16 protein-coding genes and 2 pseudogenes are annotated in these 20,398 nt (G+C 67.1%); 9 read left to right on the top strand and 9 right to left on the bottom strand.

The genetic code is table 11. From position 1 onward, the window contains the following. The first annotated feature begins 1 nt into the window (after position 1). Positions 2–757, top strand: a complete 756-nt coding sequence (locus ACQ858_RS20790) for a GntR family transcriptional regulator (protein WP_431274426.1) — start codon at positions 2–4, stop codon at positions 755–757. A gap of 2 nt (positions 758–759) precedes the next feature. Here the strand turns inward: ACQ858_RS20790 and ACQ858_RS20785 are convergent, their stop codons facing one another. Together ACQ858_RS20785 and ACQ858_RS20780 are read right to left on the bottom strand one after the other, a co-directional pair. After that, entirely contained in the window at positions 760–1,722 is a 963-nt protein-coding gene (locus tag ACQ858_RS20785) for a tripartite tricarboxylate transporter substrate binding protein (protein WP_431274425.1), read from the bottom strand. 31 nt (positions 1,723–1,753) lie between these two features. Beyond that, on the bottom strand, positions 1,754–3,013 hold the full coding sequence (locus tag ACQ858_RS20780; protein ID WP_431274424.1) for a flavin-dependent oxidoreductase: 1,260 nt from the start codon (positions 3,011–3,013) through the stop codon (positions 1,754–1,756). A 105-nt stretch (positions 3,014–3,118) separates the two neighbouring features. Between ACQ858_RS20780 and ACQ858_RS20775 the strand changes: the two genes are divergently transcribed. After that, a complete protein-coding gene (locus ACQ858_RS20775; RefSeq protein ID WP_431274423.1) occupies positions 3,119–4,024 on the top strand; it encodes a LysR family transcriptional regulator in 906 nt (301 codons plus the stop codon). Here the strand turns inward: ACQ858_RS20775 and ACQ858_RS20770 are convergent. Then, positions 4,021–4,824, bottom strand: a complete 804-nt coding sequence (locus tag ACQ858_RS20770) for an exodeoxyribonuclease III (RefSeq protein WP_431274422.1) — start codon at positions 4,822–4,824, stop codon at positions 4,021–4,023. The two genes, ACQ858_RS20775 and ACQ858_RS20770, sit on opposite strands and share 4 nt — an antisense overlap. A gap of 13 nt (positions 4,825–4,837) precedes the next feature. On the opposite strand from ACQ858_RS20770, the gene pyrE reads away from it, so the two are divergent. Both pyrE and ACQ858_RS20760 read left to right on the top strand, forming a co-directional pair. Continuing rightward, positions 4,838–5,521 (top strand): orotate phosphoribosyltransferase, encoded by a 684-nt coding sequence (gene pyrE / locus ACQ858_RS20765; protein ID WP_431274421.1) that lies wholly within the window; start codon positions 4,838–4,840, stop codon positions 5,519–5,521. Positions 5,522–5,575: 54 nt separating this feature from the next. After that, positions 5,576–6,196: a DUF4124 domain-containing protein gene (locus ACQ858_RS20760; protein WP_431276912.1), complete on the top strand. Its 621-nt coding sequence runs from the start codon at positions 5,576–5,578 to the stop codon at positions 6,194–6,196. A gap of 129 nt (positions 6,197–6,325) precedes the next feature. On the opposite strand, the gene gatB is transcribed toward ACQ858_RS20760, so the two are convergent. From gatB to gatC, 3 genes and pseudogenes are all read right to left on the bottom strand, one after another. After that, positions 6,326–7,813: an Asp-tRNA(Asn)/Glu-tRNA(Gln) amidotransferase subunit GatB gene (gene gatB, locus ACQ858_RS20755; RefSeq protein ID WP_431274420.1), complete on the bottom strand. Its 1,488-nt coding sequence runs from the start codon at positions 7,811–7,813 to the stop codon at positions 6,326–6,328. 15 nt (positions 7,814–7,828) lie between these two features. After that, positions 7,829–9,317 (bottom strand): annotated as a pseudogene (gene gatA, locus ACQ858_RS20750) (Asp-tRNA(Asn)/Glu-tRNA(Gln) amidotransferase subunit GatA). Then, a complete protein-coding gene (gatC, locus tag ACQ858_RS20745) occupies positions 9,314–9,613 on the bottom strand; it encodes an Asp-tRNA(Asn)/Glu-tRNA(Gln) amidotransferase subunit GatC (RefSeq protein ID WP_093169147.1) in 300 nt (99 codons plus the stop codon). Before gatC ends, gatA begins: the two are co-directional and overlap by 4 nt. A gap of 227 nt (positions 9,614–9,840) precedes the next feature. Here gatC and ACQ858_RS20740 point away from each other — a divergent pair, with 227 nt between their 5' ends. From ACQ858_RS20740 to mrdA, 4 genes are all read left to right on the top strand, one after another. Further along, positions 9,841–10,884 (top strand): rod shape-determining protein, encoded by a 1,044-nt coding sequence (locus ACQ858_RS20740; protein ID WP_028249609.1) that lies wholly within the window; start codon positions 9,841–9,843, stop codon positions 10,882–10,884. Between the two features lie 71 nt (positions 10,885–10,955). Further along, positions 10,956–11,987: a rod shape-determining protein MreC gene (mreC, locus tag ACQ858_RS20735; RefSeq protein WP_431274419.1), complete on the top strand. Its 1,032-nt coding sequence runs from the start codon at positions 10,956–10,958 to the stop codon at positions 11,985–11,987. Next, positions 11,984–12,505, top strand: a complete 522-nt coding sequence (mreD, locus tag ACQ858_RS20730) for a rod shape-determining protein MreD (RefSeq protein ID WP_431274418.1) — start codon at positions 11,984–11,986, stop codon at positions 12,503–12,505. The genes mreC and mreD overlap by 4 nt, the downstream gene beginning before the upstream one ends. Before the next feature lie 176 nt (positions 12,506–12,681). Continuing rightward, on the top strand, positions 12,682–14,658 hold the full coding sequence (gene mrdA, locus ACQ858_RS20725) for a penicillin-binding protein 2 (protein ID WP_431274417.1): 1,977 nt from the start codon (positions 12,682–12,684) through the stop codon (positions 14,656–14,658). A gap of 25 nt (positions 14,659–14,683) precedes the next feature. Here mrdA and ACQ858_RS20720 read toward each other — a convergent pair whose 3' ends face one another. The 3 genes and pseudogenes from ACQ858_RS20720 to ACQ858_RS20710 form a co-directional block, all read right to left on the bottom strand. Continuing rightward, the gene (locus ACQ858_RS20720; RefSeq protein WP_431274416.1) at positions 14,684–15,442 is read right to left on the bottom strand and encodes a sulfite exporter TauE/SafE family protein; all 759 of its coding nucleotides are present in this window, start codon (positions 15,440–15,442) and stop codon (positions 14,684–14,686) included. A gap of 314 nt (positions 15,443–15,756) precedes the next feature. Continuing rightward, positions 15,757–17,397 carry a GMC family oxidoreductase gene (locus tag ACQ858_RS20715; protein ID WP_431274415.1) on the bottom strand — a complete coding sequence of 547 codons (1,641 nt, stop codon included), beginning with the start codon at positions 17,395–17,397 and terminating at the stop codon, positions 15,757–15,759. A gap of 129 nt (positions 17,398–17,526) precedes the next feature. Next, positions 17,527–19,039 (bottom strand): annotated as a pseudogene (locus ACQ858_RS20710) (CoA-acylating methylmalonate-semialdehyde dehydrogenase). 189 nt (positions 19,040–19,228) lie between these two features. Between ACQ858_RS20710 and ACQ858_RS20705 the strand changes: the two are divergent. Next, on the top strand, positions 19,229–20,392 hold the full coding sequence (locus ACQ858_RS20705; protein WP_431274414.1) for an MlaE family ABC transporter permease: 1,164 nt from the start codon (positions 19,229–19,231) through the stop codon (positions 20,390–20,392). Positions 20,393–20,398 lie beyond the last annotated feature (6 nt).

The following is a 20,398-nucleotide window of genomic DNA, read 5'->3' as shown; positions in this document are numbered from 1 at the left end:
CATGCCATTCGTGTCGACCGTCCGATCTCCTTCCGACCCTTCCGCCGCCGCGCCGCAGGACGTGGCCTTCCGCACGCGCGCCGACCAGGTGTATGCGCAACTCAAGCGCGACGTGGCCGAGTTCAGCCTCGTGCCCGGCGACCGTTTCACCGAGAACGAGATCAGCGAGCGCCTCGGCGTCTCTCGCACGCCGGTGCGGCAGGCGCTGTTCCGGCTGCAGCAGGAAGGCTTCGTCGAAGTGCTCTTCCGCAGCGGCTGGCGGGTGCTGCCTTTCGACTTCGACCAGTTCGAGCAGCTCTACGACCTGCGCATGGTGCTGGAGACCACTGCGGTGCACCGCCTCTGCGAAAGCGACCATCGCGTGGACCGCAGCCTGCTCGACAGCCTCGCCAGCATCTGGCTGGTGCCGGCCGCGCAGCGCAGCACGGACACGGTGCAGGTCGCGCAGTGGGACGAGGCGTTCCACTGCGCGCTCGTGGAAGCCGCCGGCAACGCCGAGATGGCGCGCGTTCATCGCGACGTGACCGAGCGCATTCGCATCATCCGCCGGCTCGACTTCACCAAGCAGCCGCGCATCGATGCGACCTACGACGAGCACGCGAAGATCCTGAAGGCGATCCGCGCGAACCGCGGCGATCAGGCCGCGATGCTGCTGCGCGCGCACATCGAGACCAGCCAGGCCGAAGTGCGCAAGATCACGCTGCACCAGGTGCACATGGCGCAGCATGCGGGCCGCATGCGGCGGCCCGGACGCTAAGCCTATTCAGCCGTAATCCCGCCGCGTTGCACGACTTCGGCCCAGCGCTTCTCGTCCTTCGCGATCAGCGCGCCGAATTCCGCGGGCGTCGAGGCGGCGGGCACCATGCCCTGCGCCTCGAAGGCAGCCGCGACCTCGGGCTGCTTGAGGATCGCGCCGATCTCCTTGTTGAGCCGGGCGACCACTGCGGGCGGCGTGCCCTTGGGCGCGAGGACGCCATACCACATGTCGACGTTTCCGCCCTTGATGCCAGCTTCCGCCAGCGTCGGCACGTCCGGCAACTGCGGCAGGCGCTTGTCGCTGCCGGTGGCGAGCGCCTTGAGCTTGCCCGCCTGGATGTGCTGCAGGGCTACGTGCACCGGCAGGAACATGTAGTCGATGCGGCCGCCCAGCAGGTCGGTCATCGCACCGGCGGTGCCCTTGTAGGGCACGTGCAGCATCTCGGTGCCGGTGTCCTGCATCAGCAGGGACATCGCGAGATGGTGCGGCGTGCCCACGCCCGGCGTCGCATAGGTCAGCTTGCCCGGCGCGGCCTTGGCGCCCGCCACCATCTCCTGCACCGTCGTGGTCTTGCGCACGGCCGGGTTGGTCACCAGCAGGAGCGTGCCCCACGAGGTGAGGGACACCGGCGTGAAGTCCGTCACCGGGTCGTAGGCGAGCGACTTGTAGAGGCTCTTGTTCATCACCAGCGTATTGACCTGCACCATCAGCGTGTAGCCGTCGGGCTTGGCACGCGCGACTTTCTCGCTGCCGATGTTGCCGCTCGCGCCGGCGACGTTCTCGACGATCACCGGCTGGCCGAGCGCGGCCGGCAGGTGCGCCGAGAGCTGTCGCGCGATCAGGTCGATGCCGGTGCCGGGCGTATAGGGAACGATCAGCGTGATGGGCTGGTCCGGCCATGCGTGAGCGGCCACGGCGTTGGCGGCCAGCAGCATGGAGCCGAGGATTCTTGCGAGTCTGCGCATTGATGTCTCCGTCGTTCTTATGTCGTCGTGTTCACAGATAGGAAGGCCGGGCCTTCAGGGCCGCCGGGTCGTAGCCTGCCACGCGCTTGTAGTTGTCCGAGATGGCCTGCAGCTCGGCCTGGGTGACGAACTCTTCGAGCCGCTCGAAGCGGCGTCCGCCCGAGCGCTGGAACACCTCGCGCAGGATGGCGTCGGGCGGGTTGCTGCGGTTGGTCAGCACCACGTTCGTGGTCGCCTTGACGCGCACGCTGTCGTAATCCTCCAGTGCCGCATTGCCGACACCGAGCCGGCGCAGTGCGCCCGCGAGATAGCGCGCGTCGATGATCGCCTGGCCTGCGCCGTTCGAGCCGCGCGGCACCATCGGATGGGCCGCGTCGCCCAGCAGCGTGACGCGGCCGTGCGTCCACCTGGGCAGCGGGTCCTGGTCGACCATCGGGTACTCGAGGATCGAATCCGAAGAGCGGATCAGCGCCGGCACGTCGAGCCAGTCGAAGTGCCAGTTCTCGAAGGCGGGCAGGAAGTCCTTGAGGCGGCCCGGGCGGCTCCAGTCCTGCAGCGCGGGCTTCGGCGCGTGGATCTCGGCCACCCAGTTGATGAGCTGGTTGCCTTCGCCATCGACGTTGTCGCGGATCGGGTAGATCACCATCTTTCCTTCGTCGAGCCAGCCTGCGCGCACCATGCTCGCGCCGGAGAGGAAGGGCTTGTGCCTGGCGGTGCCGCGCCACATGTTGACGCCGGAATAGCGCGGTGCACCCTCGTTCGGATAGAGCTGCTTGCGCAGGACGGAATGGATGCCGTCGCAGCCCACCGCGATGGCGGCGCGCACGCTCGGCAGCGGCGAGCCGTCAGGCGCGGTGAAGCGGGCTGTGACGCCGGACTCGTCCTGGTCCACGCCGGCGCATCGGTGGCCGCATACGACCGCGTCCGCGCCAAGGCGCTCGCGGACCGCGTAAAGGAGCACCGTGTGCAGGTCGCCGCGATGGATCGAGTACTGCGGCCAGTCGTAGCCGGCGGCGGTGCCGGCCGCCTCGCGGAACACCAGCTGGCCATGGGAGTTGAAGAAGACCGCTTCTTTCGTGCGGACGGCGATCGTGTCGAGTGCGGGCATCAGGCCGAGTTCGCCGAGTTCGCGCGCGGCATGCGGCAGCAGGTTGATCCCGACGCCGAGCGGCTTCAGCTTGGGCACCGCCTCGTAGACGCGGCACGGGATTCCCGCCTGGTGCAGGCTCAGCGCCAGCGTGAGTCCTCCGATGCCGGCGCCCAGCACGATGACTTCTGTCTCTTTGCTCATTTCGATCCGCCTTGTCTCTGTCTTCGGTCAGCAAGAAAGCGGATTAGACCGATCCGAAGATTATTAGAGAAATTTAGATGTCGTATGGATTTATCATGAATCGATATGAATCTGTCGACCCGGCAGATGCGCGCCTTTCTGCATGTCGCGCGCATCGGCAACTTCACCCGCGCGGCCGAGCAGGCGCACATGACGCAGGCCGGCCTGAGCACGCTGGTGCGCGAGATGGAGCGCCAGCTCGGCTGCCGGCTCTTCGACCGCACGACGCGCGTGGTCAATCTCACCGCGGCCGGCCGGCGGCTGCTGCCGGTGGTGGAGCGCGTGGTGACCGATCTCGACGACGTGACCGCGCACCTGGGCGCGGAAGGCGACGCCGCACGCCAGACGCTGCGCATCGCCGCGACGCCGCTGGTGTCATCGCATCTGCTGCCGCAGGTCTTCCACCAATTCCGGGGGAGCCATCCCGCGGTGAGCCTGAAGCTCTTCGATGCGGACCTGCGCGACGTGCAGGAGATGGCGCTCAGCGGCGAGGCTGACATGGGGCTCGGCTTCTTCTTCAAGCCCGCGCCCGGGCTGGACCGATCGCCGGTCGGCCGCTTCCACCTGATGCGCGTGGCGCCAGCCGGGCCGGATGAAGATGTGTCGACCACCGGCACGGTGCCGTGGTCTGCGCTGCGTTCGGAGGAACTGCTGGGCCTGCCTCCGAGCAATCCGATCCAGAGGGTCATCGACGGCCACCTCGCGACCATTGGCCGCGCGGATGCGCAGCGGCCGGCCTTCAACTTCTTCGGCACGCTGATCTCGATGGTGGAGTCGGGCTTCGGCACCGCGGTGATGCCGACCTTCGCGCTCGCGGCCTGCCGGCGCCATCGGGTGCGCACCGACGTGCTGGTGCGGCCCAAGGTCGCGATGGATTTCTACCGCATCACGAAGCGCGGCGCGATGGAGTCGGAGGTAATGCAAGCGTTCGGCGAGACGCTGTCCGCCGCGCTGCCGGCGCTATCTCGCTAGAGTTTGAAGTCGTAGTCGACCGTGATCGGCGCGTGGTCGCTGAACTTGATCGTCTTGAAGATCGCTTCGCTGCGCGCGAGCTTCGCGAGCGCCGGCGTCGCCAAGTGGTAGTCCAGGCGCCACCCCACGTTGTTCGCGTAGGCCTGGCCCCGGTTGCTCCACCACGTGTACGCCTCGCCGGTGGTCTCGGGCTTGAGCAGGCGGTAGACGTCGACCAGACCCGCGCCTTCCGCGCCGGCGTCGAGCAGCCGGGTCATCCAGGCACGCTCTTCCGGCAGGAAGCCACTGTTCTTCTGGTTGCCGCGCCAGTTCTTGAGGTCGATCTCCTTGTGGGCGATGTTGATGTCGCCGCACAGGATGAACTCGCGCTCCTTCTTGAGCGCGACGAGGTGCGGGAAGAATCCCTTGAGAAAGCGGAACTTCGCCGCCTGCCGCTCCTCTCCGGAGGAGCCGCTCGGGAAATAGCAGCTGATGACCGAGAGCTTGCGCCTGGGCGTGTCGAAGCGCAGTTCGAGATAGCGGCCCTCGGCATCGAATTCCGCGTCGCCCCAGCCGACCACGATGTCGCTCGGCACGTGCTTGCTGTAGACGGCGGTGCCGGAGTAGCCTTTCTTCTCGGCGAAATGAAAGTGGCCCGTGAGGCCCGCCATTTCCTCGAAGCGGCCCTCGATGTCGCTGGCCTGGACGCGGGTTTCCTGCATGCAAATACAATCCGGCGCCAGTTCGGCCACCCAGTCGGCAACGCCCTTGGTGGCAGCCGATCGCAGGCCGTTGAGGTTGAGGCTGGTCAGTTTGAACACGAGGACATTCCCTATGGCTGGAGAGATCGGAGAGGGCGGCGCGCTTGCACAGGAATTCGTGCAGTTCGCCCTGGAGTCGGGGGTGCTGCGCTTCGGCCAGTTCAAGACCAAGGCCGGTCGCATGAGCCCCTATTTCTTCAATGCGGGCCTCTTCGACGATGGCGCCAAGATCGCGCGGCTCGCAGGATTCTATGCAGACCGCCTGATCCAGAGCGGCCTCGAATTCGACATGATCTTCGGCCCGGCCTACAAGGGCATTCCGCTGGGCGCGACGGTGGCTGCCGAGCTCGCGCGCCGCGGCCGCAACGTGCCTTTCGCCTACAACCGCAAGGAAGCCAAGGACCACGGCGAGGGCGGCACGCTGGTCGGTGCGCCGCTCAAGGGGCGCGTGCTGATCGTCGATGACGTGATGTCCGCCGGCACGGCGGTGCGCGAATCGATCGCAGCCATCCGCAATGCCGGGGCCACGCCGTACGCGGTCGCGATCGCGCTGGACCGCCAGGAGAAGGCGACCGAGAACGGCTTGGACGTGGACCACAGCGCCGTGCAATATGTACGAAATCAGCTGGGCCTGCAGGTGGTGGCGATCGCAACGCTGGACGACTTGTTACAGTACCTCTCGGGCCGCGCCGACGGAGAATTGGGCGCCTACCGTCAGGGAGTGTTGGAGTACAGGGCGCGCTACGGCGCGCGTTGATTCGACCTGCCTGAAGGATGGACGTTGGCGAGAACCCAAGCACTGTTGGCTTTCATGGTCTTCTCGCTGGCTGCGGCCGGTGAGGCGCAGGCGCAGCAATCCGGTGCGTCCCGCCAGCCGAGCGCCGGCATCTACAGCTGTGTCGACGCAAAAGGGCGCACGATCACCGCGGATCGTCCGATCGCCGACTGCGCGGACCGCGAGCAGCGCGAACTGAGCCCCAGCGGGACAACGCGCCGCAAGATCGAACCCACCTACACCGCGCGCGAGCAGGCCGAGCGCGAAGAGCGCGAGCGCCAGGCCCAGTTGCAGGCAGCGCGCCAGGTCGAGGAGCGCCGACGCGAACGCGCGTTGCTGATCCGCTATCCGAACGCCGCCGCGCACGACAAGGAGCGCGCCGAGGCACTGGTGCAGATCGATGCGGTGATCAACGCCGCCAAGAAGCGCCTGGGCGAACTGGCCGAAGACCGCAAGCGCATCGACGACGAGCTCGAGTTCTACAAGAGCGACCCGAGCAAGGCCCCCGGCTCGATCCGTCGCAAGGCCGACGACAACGCGCGAAGCGTCGACGTGCAGAACCGCTTCATCGCGGAGCAGGAAGAAGAAAAGAAGCGCGTCAACGCGCGCTTCGACGAAGAGCAGGCCCGCCTGAAGCCGCTCTGGGCAGCTAAATGAAGCTCGCCCCCAGGCTTGCTCACTTCGTGTAGCCGCCAACCCCCTGCCGGGGGCAACACCGGTGGACCGGCGAAGCCGGATCCACGGTGTTTCGTGGAGGGGCCGCGCTTTGCGCGGGCCGCTTTGGAGTCAGCCGAGTTTTGACTTGAGGAGGGCGTTGACCTGCGCAGGATTGGCCTTGCCCTGGCTGGCCTTCATGACCTGGCCGACCAGCGCGTTGAAGGCCTTGTCCTTGCCGGCGCGGTATTCGTCGATGTTCTTCTGGTTGGTGGCCAGGACGCCATCGATGATCTTCTCGAGCGCACCGGTGTCGCTCATCTGCTTCAGGCCCTTGATGTCGATCACGGCGTCGACGTCCTGGCCTTCGCCGGTCCACAGCGCGTCGAACACCTGGCGCGCGGCGTTGTTCGAGATCGTGCCGTCGCTGATGCGGGCGATGAGCTTCGCGAGTTGCGCGGGACGCACAGGCGCTGCGTCGATGCCGATGTCCTGCAGGTTGAGCCGCCGCGCGATCTCGCCGGTGATCCAGTTGCTCGCCAGCTTGGGCGCCGCGCCGGCGCTCACCGCATCGTCGAAATAGCGCGCGAGCGCGGGGCTTTGCGTGAGCTGGGTCGCGTCGTATTCCGACAGGCCGTGCTGCTGCACATAGCGCTCGGCCATCGCGCGCGGCAGCTCGGGCATCCCGGCGCGCACGCGCTCGATCCACTCGGCCGCGATCGCCAGCGGCGGCAGGTCCGGATCGGGGAAGTAGCGGTAGTCGGCCGCGTCTTCCTTGGTGCGCATCGCGCGCGTTTCGCCGGTGTCGGGGTCGAACAGCACCGTCGCCTGCTGGATCGCGCGGCCTTCCTCCAGCTCGTCGATCTGCCAGCGGATCTCGTAGTCGATCGCCTGCTGCATGAACTTGAAGCTGTTGAGGTTCTTGATCTCGCGCCGCGTGCCCAGCGGCTCGCCGGGCTTGCGCACCGACACGTTGGCGTCGCAGCGGAAGCTGCCTTCCTGCATGTTGCCGTCGCAGATGCCGATCCAGGTCACGATCTTGTGCAGCTCGCGCGCATAGGCCACGGCCTCGGCGGTGGAGCGCATGTCGGGCTCGGTCACGATCTCCAGGAGCGGCGTGCCGGCGCGGTTCAGGTCGATGCCCGACTGGCCGACGAAGTCCTCGTGCAGCGACTTGCCGGCGTCCTCCTCGAGATGCGCGCGCACGAGGCGCACCGTCTTCTTCTCGTCGTCGAGGTAGAAGCTCACCGAGCCGCCCTGCACGACGGGGATCTCGTACTGGCTGATCTGGTAGCCCTTCGGCAGGTCGGGGTAGAAGTAGTTCTTGCGCGCGAACACGCTGCGCGGCGCGATGTGCGAACCGAGCGCGAGGCCGAGCTTGATCGCACGTTCGACCGCGCCCTTGTTCATCACCGGCAGCGTGCCGGGCAGCGCCAGATCCACCGCGCAAGCCTGCGTGTTCGGCTCGGCGCCGAAGGCGGTCGATGCACGGCTGAAGATCTTCGACGCGGTGGAAAGCTGGGCGTGCGTCTCGAAGCCGATGATGACTTCGTAGCCGCGAACCAGCGGGCCCGTCGGACGTCCGCTTTGCGCGGCCTCGAAAGTGTTGGTTTCGCTCATGTCTCTTCTACGCCATCAGTAGCCTGTCGGCGTGCGCTGGTGCCAATCGGTGGCCTGTTGGAAGCGGTGCGCGGCGTTGAGCAGGCGCGACTCCTCGCAGTAGTTGCCGAGCAGCTGCAGGCCGACCGGCATGCCGCTGTCGAAGCCGGCCGGGACGCTCATGCCGGGCAGCCCCGCGAGCGATCCGGGCAGCGTGAAGATGTCCGCGAGGTAGTCGGCCACCGGGTCGCCACCGTGCTCGCCGAGCTTCCCACGCGACCGTCGGCGCGGCCGGGCCGGCGATCAGGTCGCATTGCCCGAAGGCCTGCTGGAAGTCGTCCGCGATCATGCGGCGCACCTTCTGCGCCTGCAGGTAGTAGGCGTCGTAATAGCCGTGCGACAGCACGTAGGTGCCGATCATGATGCGGCGCTTGACCTCGTCGCCGAAGCCCTCTTCGCGCGTCCTGGCGTACATGTCGGCGAGGTCGCGGTACTCCTTGGCGCGATGGCCGAACTTCACGCCGTCGAAGCGGCTCAGGTTGCTCGACGCCTCGGCGGCCGCAATGATGTAGTAGACGGGGATCGACAGCTCGGTGCGCGGCAGGCTGATCTCGACGCGGCGGGCGCCGAGCTTTTCGTATTCGGCCAGCGCGGCCTCGACCACGGCACGCACGCCGGGCGCGACGCCGTCGCCCAGGAATTCCTTCGGCACGCCGATGCGCAGGCCTTCGAGCGAATCGCCGAGGTGGCGCGAGAAGTCCTCGGCCGGGCGGTCGAGCGAGGTCGAATCGCGGTCCGGGTCCGGTCCGCACATGGCGGACAGCAGCAGCGCGCAATCTTCGGCCGAGCGGGCCATCGGGCCCGCCTGGTCGAGGCTCGACGCGAAGGCGACCATGCCGTAGCGCGACGCGCGGCCGTAGGTCGGCTTGATGCCTGTCACGCCGCAGAACGAGGCCGGCTGGCGGATCGAGCCGCCCGTGTCGGTGCCGGTGGTGGCGGGCGCCAGCCGTGCGGCCACGGCCGCCGCGCTGCCGCCCGACGAGCCGCCGGGGATGCGGCCTGGGTCCCAGGGATTGCGCACCGGCACGGCCTTGTCGAAACCGACGGCCGGCACCGCGACGTTCTCGTTGGACGAGCCCATCGCGAATTCGTCGCAGCTGAGCTTGCCGAGGGTCACCGCGCCGGCTTCGGCGAGGCGCCGCACCACGGTGGCGTCGAAGGGCGAGCGATAGCCGGCAAGGATTTGCGAGCCCGCGCTGGTCGGCAGGCCGGTGGTGACGAAGATGTCCTTGTGGGCGATCGGCACGCCCGTCAGCGTTGCGGCAGTGCCGGCCGCGAGCTTTTCGTCGGCCGCACGGGCCTGGGCCAGGGTCAGCTCCTCGTCGATGGCCACGAAGGCGCCGAGGTCCTTGTGCTGGCCGATGCGGTCGAGCTGGTGCCGCGCGGCTTCGACGGCCGACACCTTGCGTTCGCGCAGGGCCTTTGCCAGCTCGGTCACGCCCATCTGATGGATCGCGGCACTCATTCGATCACCTTCGGGACGAGGAACAGGCCGTTTTCGACGGCGGGCGCGCTGCGCTGGTTGGCTTCGCGGTTGTTGGGCTCGCTGACGACGTCTTCGGCAAGGCGAAGGGTCACGTCCTGGATCGTGGCGACCGGATGGGCGAGTGGCTCGACACCGGTGGTGTCGACGGCGCGCATCCGCTCGACGAGGTCGAAAAAGCCATTGATCTGGCCGCGCAGGCGGTCGCTCTCTTCGGGCGCCAGCTGGAGCCGGGCGAGCGACGCGATGCGCGCAATATCGGAAGCAGTGAGGGACATCGGAAAAAGAAGGCTTGGCGGCCGTGAAAAACGCGGGGCGTCGCGCCCTGAAAGGTGCGCCGAAACGCTGGAGCGTCAAGGGATTCGGTTATTATCCCGCCTTTGCCGCAACCCCCGCGAACGCGCCGGCATTTGCTGCAAAAACGTTCAAGCCACCCCCCATCAAACGACCCAGCAAGAGGGCGACGGACTGCCGAAGCGCAGACCGTGCTCCAGAGGATTCCACAATGTTCGGAGCTTTCCGTCGGTACTTCTCGACCGACCTCGCGATCGACCTCGGCACCGCCAACACGCTCATTTTTGCCCGCAACAAAGGCATCGTCCTGGACGAGCCCTCGGTGGTTGCCATCCGCCACGAAGGCGGCCCCCACGGCAAGAAGGTGATCCAGGCCGTCGGCCGCGAGGCCAAGGCGATGCTCGGCAAGGTGCCGGGCAACATCGAGGCCATCCGCCCGATGAAGGACGGCGTGATCGCCGACTTCGTGATCACCGAGCAGATGATCAAGCAGTTCATCAAGATGGTGCACCCGCGGTCGCTGCTCACGCCCAGCCCGCGGATCATCATCTGCGTGCCCTGCGGTTCGACCCAGGTCGAGCGCCGCGCCATCAAGGACGCGGCTGAAGCAGCCGGCGCCACCTCGGTGTATCTCATCGAGGAACCCATGGCCGCCGCCATCGGCGCCGGTCTGCCGGTCTCGGAAGCCAGCGGTTCGATGGTCGTCGACATCGGCGGCGGCACCACCGAAGTGGGCGTGATCTCGCTCGGCGGCATGGTCTACAAGGGCAGCGTCCGCGTCGGCGGCGACCGCTTCGACGAGGCCATCATCAACTACATCCGCCGCAACTACGGCATGCTGATCGGCGAGCCGACGGCCGAAGTCATCAAGAAGAGCATCGGCTCGGCCTTCCCCGGTTCCGAAGTCAAGGAAATGGAAGTCAAGGGCCGCAACCTCAGCGAAGGCGTGCCGCGCAGCTTCACCATCAGCAGCAACGAGGTGCTGGAAGCGCTGACCGATCCGCTGAACAACATCGTTTCCGCCGTCAAGAACGCGCTCGAACAGACGCCGCCCGAACTCGGTGCCGACATCGCCGAGCGCGGCATGATGCTCACCGGCGGCGGCGCACTGCTGCGCGACCTCGACCGCCTGCTGGCCGAGGAAACCGGCTTGCCGGTGCTGGTTGCCGAAGACCCGCTGACCTGCGTGGTGCGCGGTTGCGGCATCGCCCTCGAGCGCATGGACCGGCTCGGAAGCATCTTCACGAGCGAATAATGCGCTTGATGCGCAAATGGCCGGCCCGCGTTTGCGCAGGGCCGGCTTTTTCAATTTAAAGTCCCTCCGCCATGCCGCTCGGCACGCTCGATCGCACCGCGCCACCCCTGTTCAACCAGGGCCCCTCGGCGCTCAGCAAGCTGATCTTCTTCAGCGCGCTCGCGCTGTTCCTGATGGTGGCCGATGTGCGCTTCAACATCGTGCAGCCGGTCCGTACGGCGGTGGGCGCGGTGCTCTATCCGATCCAGTGGCTGGCGCTGAAACCCGTGCAGCTCGCGGTGGGCGGCAGTCGCTATCTCGAAGATCTGCAGACGGCGCAGGCCAAGGAGGCCGAGGCACGCAAGGCACTGGCGCTCCAATCGGAACGCGCCAGCCAGGCCGACATGCTCGCGCAGGAGAACGCGCGGCTTCGCGCGATGCTCGAGTTGCGCCAGGTCACGCAGACGCCGGGCCGGGTGGCCGAGGTGCTGTATGACACCTCCGACCCGTACACCCGCAAAGTCGTGATCGACCAGGGTCTGACCCACGGCATCACGCCCGGCTCGCCGGTGATCGACGAGAACGGCGTCCTCGGGCAGGTCACGCAGGTGCAACCGTTCACGAGCGAAATCACGCTGGTGATCGATCGCGATCTCGCCATCCCCGTGCAGAACACGCGAACCGGTGCGCGCAGCGTGGCCTTCGGCGACGCGAGCGCCCACGGGGGCGGGCTGGAACTGCGCTTCATGGGGGCCAATTCGGATGTGCAGGAGGGTGACCTGTTGAGCACGAGCGGGGTCGACGGCGTCTATCCGCCCGGGCTGCCGGTCGCGAAGATCGACCGCATCGAACGCCGTGCCGATTCCGCCTTCGCCCGCATCCATCTGACGCCGATGGGGCATGTGAACTCGGCGCGCTACGTGCTGGTGCTGGCGCCGACCGGCACGCCGCCGGTGCCCAAGCCCGCTCCGGCGGCGCCGGCAGCGAGCACCTCGGCCAAGAAGAAGGCCGACAAGGCCGGTGCCAAGGCGGACAAGGCCGATAAATCCGACAAGACCGAGAAGGCGGGCGCAAAGACCGAGAAGGCCGACAAGGCCGACAAGAAGGAGAAGCGCACGCCATGATCATGCGTCCCGGCCAGCAGCAACTCCTGTTGCCCGTCAGCCCGCTCTTCATGTGGGCGAGCCTGATCGTCGCCCTGTTGATCAACATGGTGCCGATCGGCCGGGCCGCGTGGACGCCGGATCTTCTGGCGCTGGTGATCGTGTTCTGGAGCGTGCACCAGCCTGCACGGATCGGCATCGGCGCCGCCTTCGTCTTCGGGCTGCTGATGGACGTGCACCAGGCCTCGATGTTGGGGCAGCACGCGCTGTCCTACACGACGCTCGGTTTCTTCGCGATCATGATCCATCGGCGGCTGCTGTGGTTTTCGGTCGCCTCGCAGGCGCTGCAGGTGCTGCCGCTGTTCGCGGTGTCGCACCTGATCGAGCTGGCGATCCGCATGATCGGCGGTGGGGTGTTTCCGGGCTGGACGCTGCTCATCGCGCCGGTGATCGAGGCCGCGTTGTGGCCGCTGGTCAGTATGCTGTTGTTGGCACCCCAGCGCCGAGCCCCGGAACCAGACGCCAATCGGCCACTCTGATGTTGCTCGCCCCCAGGCTGCGCGCACTGCGTGTCGCTTCGCCAACCCCTACCGGGGGCAACACCAGCAGCCCGGCGAAGCCGGTTCTGCGGTGTTTCTGGCACTTCGGGGCGCATTCAAAGGCCTGGGGTGAGTATTTGCTTTCATTGTTTGTCCCGCTAAGCTGACCTGATTCCATGACCGAGATCCGTAACGTCGCTGCCGACCTGTCGCGCTTCAAGCGCCGGGTGGTCGTGATCGCGCTGGTCGTGCTGGTGGCATTCGGGTTGCTGGCGTCGCGGCTGGTCTACCTGCAGGTGGTGCGGCATGAGGACCTGGCCGAGCAGGCGGAGAGCAATCGCACCGCGATCGTGCCGGTGGTGCCGAACCGGGGGCTGATCGTCGATCGCAACGGGATCGTGCTGGCCTCCAACTACTCGGCCTACACGCTGGAGATCACGCCGTCGAAGGCCGGGGATCTTGAGGAAACGATCGACGCGCTGTCCGAGGTGCTGGAGATTTCGCCGCGCGACCGCCGGCGCTTCAAGCGGCTGCGCGAGGACTCTCGCAGCTTCGACTCGGTGCCCATCCGTACCCGCCTGAGCGACGAGGAGGTCGCCCGCTTCGCCGCGCAGCGCTATCGCTTCCCGGGCGTGGAGATCAAGGCGCGGCTGTTCCGCAACTACCCCAACGGCGAACTCGCGAGCCACGTACTCGGCTACATCGGCCGCATCAACCAGGCCGAGAAAGCGGCCATGGAAGACTGGGAAGACGAGGACCTTGCCAACTACAAGGGCACCGAATACATCGGCAAGCTCGGCGTCGAGCAAAGCTACGAGAAGACCCTGCACGGCCTCACCGGCGTCGAGCAGATGGAAACCTCCGCCGGCGGCCGCGCGGTGCGCCGGCTCGCGGCCCATCCGGCCACGCCGGGCAACACGGTCATGCTGTCGATCGACATCAAGTTGCAGAAGCTGGTCGAGGACATGTTTGGTGATCGGCGCGGCGCGCTGGTCGCGATCGATCCCAGGTCGGGCGAGATCCTGGCATTCGTCAGCAAGCCGACCTTCGATCCGAACCTGTTCGTGGAAGGCATCGACATCGACAACTGGAAGGAACTCAGCGAGTCGATCAACAAGCCGCTGCTCAACCGGGCATTGCGCGGCACCTACCCGCCGGGCTCGACCTACAAGCCTTTCATGGCGCTGGCTGCGCTGCAAACGGGCAAGCGCGCGCCGAGCGTGGTGGTCAACGATCCGGGTTACTTCAACTTCGGCGGTCACCGCTTCGGCAGCCCTGAGGGCAACATCGGCGGCGTGGACATGCGGCGCGCGATCCAGCTGTCGAGCAACATCTATTTCTATTCGCTGGCCAACGAGATGGGCGTGGACCTGATCCACGACTCGATGAAGCCGCTGGGCTTCGGCCAGATCACCGGCATCGATATCGGCGGCGAGGTGCGCGGCGTGCTGCCGAGCACCGAGTGGAAGCGCAACACCTACAAGCGCCCCGAGCAGAAGAAGTGGTACGCGGGCGAAACCATTTCGCTGGGCATCGGCCAGGGCTACAACGCCTTCACGATGCTGCAATTGGCGCACGCCACGTCGATCGTGGCCAATGGCGGCATCAAGCTCAAGCCGCATCTGGGCCTCGCGATCCGCGACACCGTGACTGGCGATGTGAAGCCGATCGAGCAGGCGCCGGCACAGAACCTCAATATCCCTCCCGCGAACATCGGCGTGATCCGCGACGGTCTCGTTGCGGTGGTCAATGCCGGCACGGCGCGCGGCGTCTTCGCCGGCGCGGGTTACCGTGCGGCCGGCAAGACCGGGACGGCGCAGGCAGTGGGCATGGCGCAGAACACGAAGTACAACGCCAAGGCCCTCGAAGAGCACCAGCGCGATCACGCGCTTTTCATGGCGTTCGCGCCGGCCAACGATCCGAAGATCGCAGTGGCGCTCATCGTCGAGAACGCGGGCTGGGGTGCCGGCGCCGCCGCGCCAATTGCACGGCGTGTGTTCGACTACTGGCTGATGAACCAATACCCGAGCGAGGCGGACCTCGCCGCCATCCAGCAGGGCAAGGCCGCTGCGCCGATCGGCAAGCCGCGTGTCGCGAGCGAAGTCGCATGGCCGCCGGCAGGCACCCAGGCCGCGGCGTCGACCGCACCCTGAACCTGATCCGCCCGCGCAGGCCGCTTCACCGCAAGAAGGCGTCGTAGGCGGTCTTCAGGATCAGCGCGCTCACGACGAAGATGAAGACCGCCCGCACAAAGCCCGCGCCATGGCGGATCGCAACGCGGGCGCCGATCACCCCACCAGCGACGTTCGCCACCGCCATCACCAGCCCGTAGTGCCATAACACATGGCCTTTGAGCCCGAGCAGCAGCAGGGCGCCCAGGTTGGTCATCACGTTGAGCAGCTTGGCCGATGCCGCTGCATTGAGGAAGTCGTAGCCCAGCCAGCGGACGAACAGGAACACGAAGAAGCTGCCCGTACCGGGACCGAAGAAGCCGTCGTACACGCCGAGCGCGAATCCGATCGCTGCAGTGGCCGCCAACTCGGCGCGTCCGTGGAAACGCGGCTCGTGATGCTTGCCCATGTCCTTGCGCGCAAGCGTGTAGAGAAGCAGCAAGATCAGGATCACGGGCAGCAGCTTGCGCAGGAAGTCGCCCGGGACCACCGTCACGGCCCAGGCGCCCATCAGCGAACCGAAGAAGGCCAGCGCGGCCGCTGGCATCAGCGTGCGCCAGCGCAGGCCGACGCGATAGTGGAATTGCGCGGTGGCAGCCGCCGTGCCCCACACCGAGGCGCTCTTGTTGGTGCCGAGCAGCGTCGCGGGGGCCACGCCGGGCAGCACGCTGAAAAGCACCGGGACCAGAATCAGTCCGCCTCCCCCGACGATTGAATCAACGAATCCCGCGAACAGCGAGGCCAGGGTCAGCACGACGATTTCCATTGCGGGAATTGTCGCAGCGCGGTTTGCTATTGATTTGGTAGCGCTGAACCCATGCCCTGCGGGCACTTCCGAACACGACACAAAAGAAAAGGCGCCGACCAGCGGCGCCTTGATCAAAAAACAGCATCTCGTCCGGATGCCTTGTGTCTAGTGTTCTGGTTCTTCGAAGGTTTGTCTCCTCGGTCCCCGCGCAGCGGGCAGGCCCGTTTGCGAGTGGCTGGACTTTATTCGGTGCACCGCCGCAGTGCATCGGGGATTACCCGCCAATCCGCCCCAAACTGCAACAACTGGAAACGCGAGCGCGTTCAAGAAGTTCAAGAAGTCCGCTCTGCAGTGGCTTCGCGGACCCAGGCCGCAGCCTTCTCCGCCATCATCAGCGTGGGGCTGTTGGTGTTGCCGCTGGTGATCGTGGGCATGGCGCCGGCATCGACCACGCGCAGCCCGTCGATGCCGCGCACGCGCAAGCGCGCGTCCAGCACCGCCATCGGATCGTCGTCGCGCCCCATCTTCGTGGTGCCGACCGGGTGGAAGATCGTGGTCGCGATGTCTCCTGCAAGGCGCGCGAGCTCCTCGTCGCTCTGATACTGCGGACCCGGCTTCCATTCCTCGGGGCTGTATCTGGCGAGCGCCGGTTGCGATGCGATCCGCCGCGTGACGCGCAGCGAATCGGCGGCGACCTTGCGGTCCTCGTCGGTGCTGAGATAGTTCGGCGCGATCGCGGGCGCATCCTCGAAGCGCGGGCTCTTGATGCGCACCGTGCCGCGGCTCGTCGGGTTCAGGTTGCACACGCTCGCGGTAAAGGCCGGAAAGCTGTGCAGCGGCTCGCCGAAGGCGTCGAGCGAGAGCGGCTGCACGTGGTATTCGAGGTTCGGCCACTCGTAGGCCGGCGAGCTGCGCGTGAACGCGCCGAGTTGCGAGGGTGCCATGCTCATCGGGCCGGTGCGCCGGAGCACGTACTCCAGCCCGATCTTCGCCTTGCCGTAGAGCGACGACGCGAGCACGTTGAGCGTCGGCGCATCCTTGATCTTGTAGACCGCGCGGATCTGGAGATGGTCCTGCAGATTCGCGCCGACCCTGCGCGCGTCGCGCACGACATCGATGCCATGCTGGCGCAACAGGTCCGCCGGGCCCACGCCCGAGAGCTGCAGGATCTGCGGCGAGCCGATGCTGCCGGCGCAAAGGATCGTCTCGCGCGCAGCGTGCGCGATCACCATCTCGTGCCCGTCCCACACCTGCACGCCGGTGCAGCGGTGGCTGCCGTCGGCATGCGAATCGAAGATCAGGCGCGACACCTGCGCACCGGTCCAGAGCTCGAAGTTCGGGCGGCCGTAGCAGGTCGGCCGCAGGAAGGCCTTGGCGGTGTTCCAGCGCCAACCGTCCTTCTGGTTGACCTGGAAGTAGCCCACGCCCTCGTTGCTGCCGCGGTTGAAGTCGGTGCTGCGCGGCACGCCGGCCTGCACCGCCGCGTCGGCGAAAGCGTCGAGGATGTCCCAGCGCAGCCGCTGCTTGTCGACGCGCCATTCGCCGCCGGCGCCGTGAAGTTCATCCGCGCCGAGGTAGTAGTCCTCGTGTTTCTTGAAGGCAGGCAGCACGCTCGCCCAGCGCCATTCGTTGTCGCCGGTGAGGTCGGCCCATTGCTCGTAGTCGCGCGACTGGCCGCGCATGTAGATCATCCCGTTGATGCTCGACGAGCCGCCGAGCGTCTTGCCGCGCGGGTAGCGCAGCGTGCGGCCGTTGAGGCCCGCGTCCGGCTCGGTGTTGTAGAGCCAGTCGGTGCGTGGGTTGCCGATGCAGTAGAGATAGCCGACCGGGATGTGGATCCAGTGGTAGTCGTCCTTGCGGCCGGCCTCGATGAGCAGGACGCGCATCCGCTTGTCGGCGCTCAGCCGGTTGGCCATGAGCGAGCCGGCGGTGCCGGCGCCAATGACGATGTAATCGAAGGTGGTGTCGCTCATGCGCTGCTTGTCTCTCGTTGTTGTCCTGTCGGCGGATGCGGCCGCCGCCGGGCCGCCCCAAGGCGTGCCGCGCCTCCCCTCGGGGGTGGCGTTACACGCCGCGCAGCGGCGTGAAAAGCCGGGTGGCTTTCATTTCGCGGTGGGCATCACGAACTCGGCGCCCTTGCCGATGCTCTCGGGCCAGCGCTGCATGATCGACTTCTGCTTGGTGTAGAAGCGCACGCCTTCCTCGCCGTAGGCGTGCATGTCCCCGAAGAGCGACTTCTTCCAGCCGCCGAAGCCGTGCCAGTGCCATCGGCACCGGGATCGGCACGTTGATGCCCACCATGCCCACCTGGATGCGCCGGCCGAACTCGCGCGCCACGTTGCCGTCGCGCGTGAAGCACGAGACGCCGTTGCCGAATTCGTGGGCGTTGATCAGGTCGACCGCTTCCTTCAGGTCCTTCACCCGCACGCAGCCGAGCACCGGGCCGAAGATCTCTTCCTTGTAGATGCGCATCTCGGGCGTGACGTGGTCGAACAGCGTGCCGCCCATCCAGAAGCCGTCATCGCAGCCCGGACCGGCGGCCTTCGCGTCGAAGCCGCGGCCGTCGACCAGCAGCTTCGCGCCTTCCTTCTCGCCCTGGGCGATGTAGCCGGTGATGCGGTCATGCGCCGCACGGGTCACGATCGGGCCCATTTCCGCGTCGAGTTCGGTGCCGTTCTTGACCTTGAGCGTCTTCGCGCGCTCGGCCAGGAGGGGCATGACCTTGTCGGCCACATCCCCCACCAGCACCGCCACGCTGATCGCCATGCAGCGCTCGCCGGCCGAGCCGTAGCCCGCGCCGATCAGCGCGTCCACCGCCTGCTCGATATCGGCATCGGGCATCACCACCATGTGGTTCTTCGCTCCGCCGAGCGCCTGCACGCGCTTGCCGTGACGCGCGCCGGTCTCGTAGATGGTGTTGGCGATCGGCGTCGAGCCGACGAAGGAAATCGCCTTCACGTCGGGGTGTTCGAGCAGCGCATCGACCGCCACCTTGTCGCCCTGCACCACGTTGAAGACGCCGTCCGGCAGCCCCGCTTCCTTGAGCAGCTCGGCGATGCGCAGCGAGGGGCTCGGATCGGTCGGGCTCGGCTTCAGAACGAAGGTGTTGCCCGCCGCGATCGCCACCGGGAACATCCACATCGGCACCATCACCGGGAAGTTGAACGGGGTGATCCCCGCCACCACGCCCAGCGGCTGGCGCAGCGTCCAGTTGTCGATGCCGGTGGACACCTGCTCGGTGTAGTCGCCCTTCAGGAGCTGGGGAATGCCGCAGGCGAACTCCACGATGTCGATGCCGCGCGTGACCTCGCCCTGCGCGTCGGTGAAGACCTTGCCGTGTTCGGCGGTGATCAGGTGCGCGAGCTCGTCGCGGTGCCTGTTGAGCAGCTCCAGGAACTTGAACATCACGCGCGCCCGCCGGATCGGCGGCGTGTCGGCCCAGGCCGGGAACGCGGCCTGCGCGGCGGCCACGGCGGCATCGACGTCGGCGCGATCGGCCAGCGCGACGCTGCCGGTCGCCGCGCCGGTCGCGGGATTGAACACGTCCTGGCTGCGGGTGGAATTCGGGGCGGCGACGCGGCCGCCGATGTAGTGATGGATCGGTGTCTTGCTCATCTGCATGGCGTTCTCCTGCCGACGACGCGGCCGGGTGATGGCGGAATGGATGGGGTTCGGTCGTCGATTGTGGCAAACGCTTGAGCGATGCGCGACCGCCTCGAGCGCCGTGCGCGTTCGACCCGAGGGTTTGCACGGACGCACCCGGTTACGATGCTGTGTTTGCCTGCCGACACTCCATCCGCCTGCATGTCCGCCAAGCCCCCATCCCCCACCGCGCCGGAAGCCGACAGCGATCGCCCTCGCGTCGAAGAGCGCGAGCACGAGGGAGGCTCCTGGGCCGTGGTGAGCGGCCGCTGGACCGCGCTCGCGATGTCCTCGCGGCGCACGTGGGATGCGCTGTCCAGCAACCTGGCGGTCGTGCCGCCGAGCGATGACCGCGCATGGGACCTGCGGCCCATCGAGAAGCTCGACCACATCGGCGCGCAGCTCCTGTGGGACCACTGGCGCCAAGCCTGGCCGGCCCGCATCGAGATGGATTCGCAGCACAAGGCGGTGCTGGACCAAGTCGCGCTCTACACCTGCGCGGCGCCGGCCGAAGCCGGTCCGACGCTCGCGGACCGGTTCAAGGCCTTCGCGCACAACGGTCCGCGCATGATGTTCGTCGCGCGCGATTTCCTGGGCCTCATCGGCCAGCTCACGCTGGACATCGGCAAGCTCCTGCGCGCGCCGCACCGCGCGCCGTGGCGCGACTTTTCGGGCCAGCTCTACCATTTCGGCGCCACCGCGTTGCCGATCACCGCGCTCGTGGGGCTGCTGATCGGCGTGGTGCTGGCCTACCTGACCTCCCAGCAGTTGCGGCAGTACGGCGCGGAGACCTTCATCGTCAACATCCTGGGGCTGTCGCTGATCCGCGAGCTCGGCCCGGTGCTCGCGGCGGTGCTGATCGCCGGCCGCTCGGGCTCGGCGATCACGGCGCAGATCGGTGTGATGCGCGTGACCGAGGAGCTCGACGCCATGCGCGTGATGGGCATCCCGCACGGCTTCCGGCTCGTGATGCCACGCGTGCTGGCGCTGGCGATCGCGATGCCGCTCATCAGCATGTGGACCTCGATGGCGGCGCTGTTCGGCGGAATGATCGCGGCGGACCTCTCGCTCGGCATCTCGCCGTCGTACTTCATGTCGGCGCTGCCGCGCGTGGTGCCGACGGTGAACCTCTGGCTCGCGATGTCGAAGTCCGCGGTGTTCGGCGTGCTGATCGCGCTCATCGGCTGCTACTTCGGCCTCAAGGTCAAGCCCAACACCGAGAGCCTCGGTCGCGGCACGACGTCGTCGGTGGTGACCTCGATCACCGTCGTGATCCTCGTCGACGCGCTCTTTGCGGTGCTGTTCAAGGGCGTGGGATTCCGATAGGTATGA

This window comes from Variovorax ureilyticus, assembly GCF_050632185.1.
In the GTDB taxonomy this organism is placed as follows: domain Bacteria; phylum Pseudomonadota; class Gammaproteobacteria; order Burkholderiales; family Burkholderiaceae_C; genus Variovorax; species Variovorax ureilyticus_A.
Note: the sequence above shows the minus strand (reverse complement) of the source record. Positions and strands in the feature narration are given on the sequence as shown.

Coding starts and splice junctions, on each gene's coding strand:
- ACQ858_RS20790 (WP_431274426.1), top strand. CDS start 2: ATGCCATTCGTGTCGACCGTCCGATCTCCTTCCGACCCTTCCGCCGCC.
- ACQ858_RS20785 (WP_431274425.1), bottom strand. CDS start 1,722: ATGCGCAGACTCGCAAGAATCCTCGGCTCCATGCTGCTGGCCGCCAAC.
- ACQ858_RS20780 (WP_431274424.1), bottom strand. CDS start 3,013: ATGAGCAAAGAGACAGAAGTCATCGTGCTGGGCGCCGGCATCGGAGGA.
- ACQ858_RS20775 (WP_431274423.1), top strand. CDS start 3,119: ATGAATCTGTCGACCCGGCAGATGCGCGCCTTTCTGCATGTCGCGCGC.
- pyrE (WP_431274421.1), top strand. CDS start 4,838: ATGGCTGGAGAGATCGGAGAGGGCGGCGCGCTTGCACAGGAATTCGTG.
- ACQ858_RS20760 (WP_431276912.1), top strand. CDS start 5,576: ATGGTCTTCTCGCTGGCTGCGGCCGGTGAGGCGCAGGCGCAGCAATCC.
- gatB (WP_431274420.1), bottom strand. CDS start 7,813: ATGAGCGAAACCAACACTTTCGAGGCCGCGCAAAGCGGACGTCCGACG.
- gatC (WP_093169147.1), bottom strand. CDS start 9,613: ATGTCCCTCACTGCTTCCGATATTGCGCGCATCGCGTCGCTCGCCCGG.
- ACQ858_RS20740 (WP_028249609.1), top strand. CDS start 9,841: ATGTTCGGAGCTTTCCGTCGGTACTTCTCGACCGACCTCGCGATCGAC.
- mreC (WP_431274419.1), top strand. CDS start 10,956: ATGCCGCTCGGCACGCTCGATCGCACCGCGCCACCCCTGTTCAACCAG.
- mreD (WP_431274418.1), top strand. CDS start 11,984: ATGATCATGCGTCCCGGCCAGCAGCAACTCCTGTTGCCCGTCAGCCCG.
- mrdA (WP_431274417.1), top strand. CDS start 12,682: ATGACCGAGATCCGTAACGTCGCTGCCGACCTGTCGCGCTTCAAGCGC.
- ACQ858_RS20720 (WP_431274416.1), bottom strand. CDS start 15,442: ATGGAAATCGTCGTGCTGACCCTGGCCTCGCTGTTCGCGGGATTCGTT.
- ACQ858_RS20715 (WP_431274415.1), bottom strand. CDS start 17,397: ATGAGCGACACCACCTTCGATTACATCGTCATTGGCGCCGGCACCGCC.
- ACQ858_RS20705 (WP_431274414.1), top strand. CDS start 19,229: ATGTCCGCCAAGCCCCCATCCCCCACCGCGCCGGAAGCCGACAGCGAT.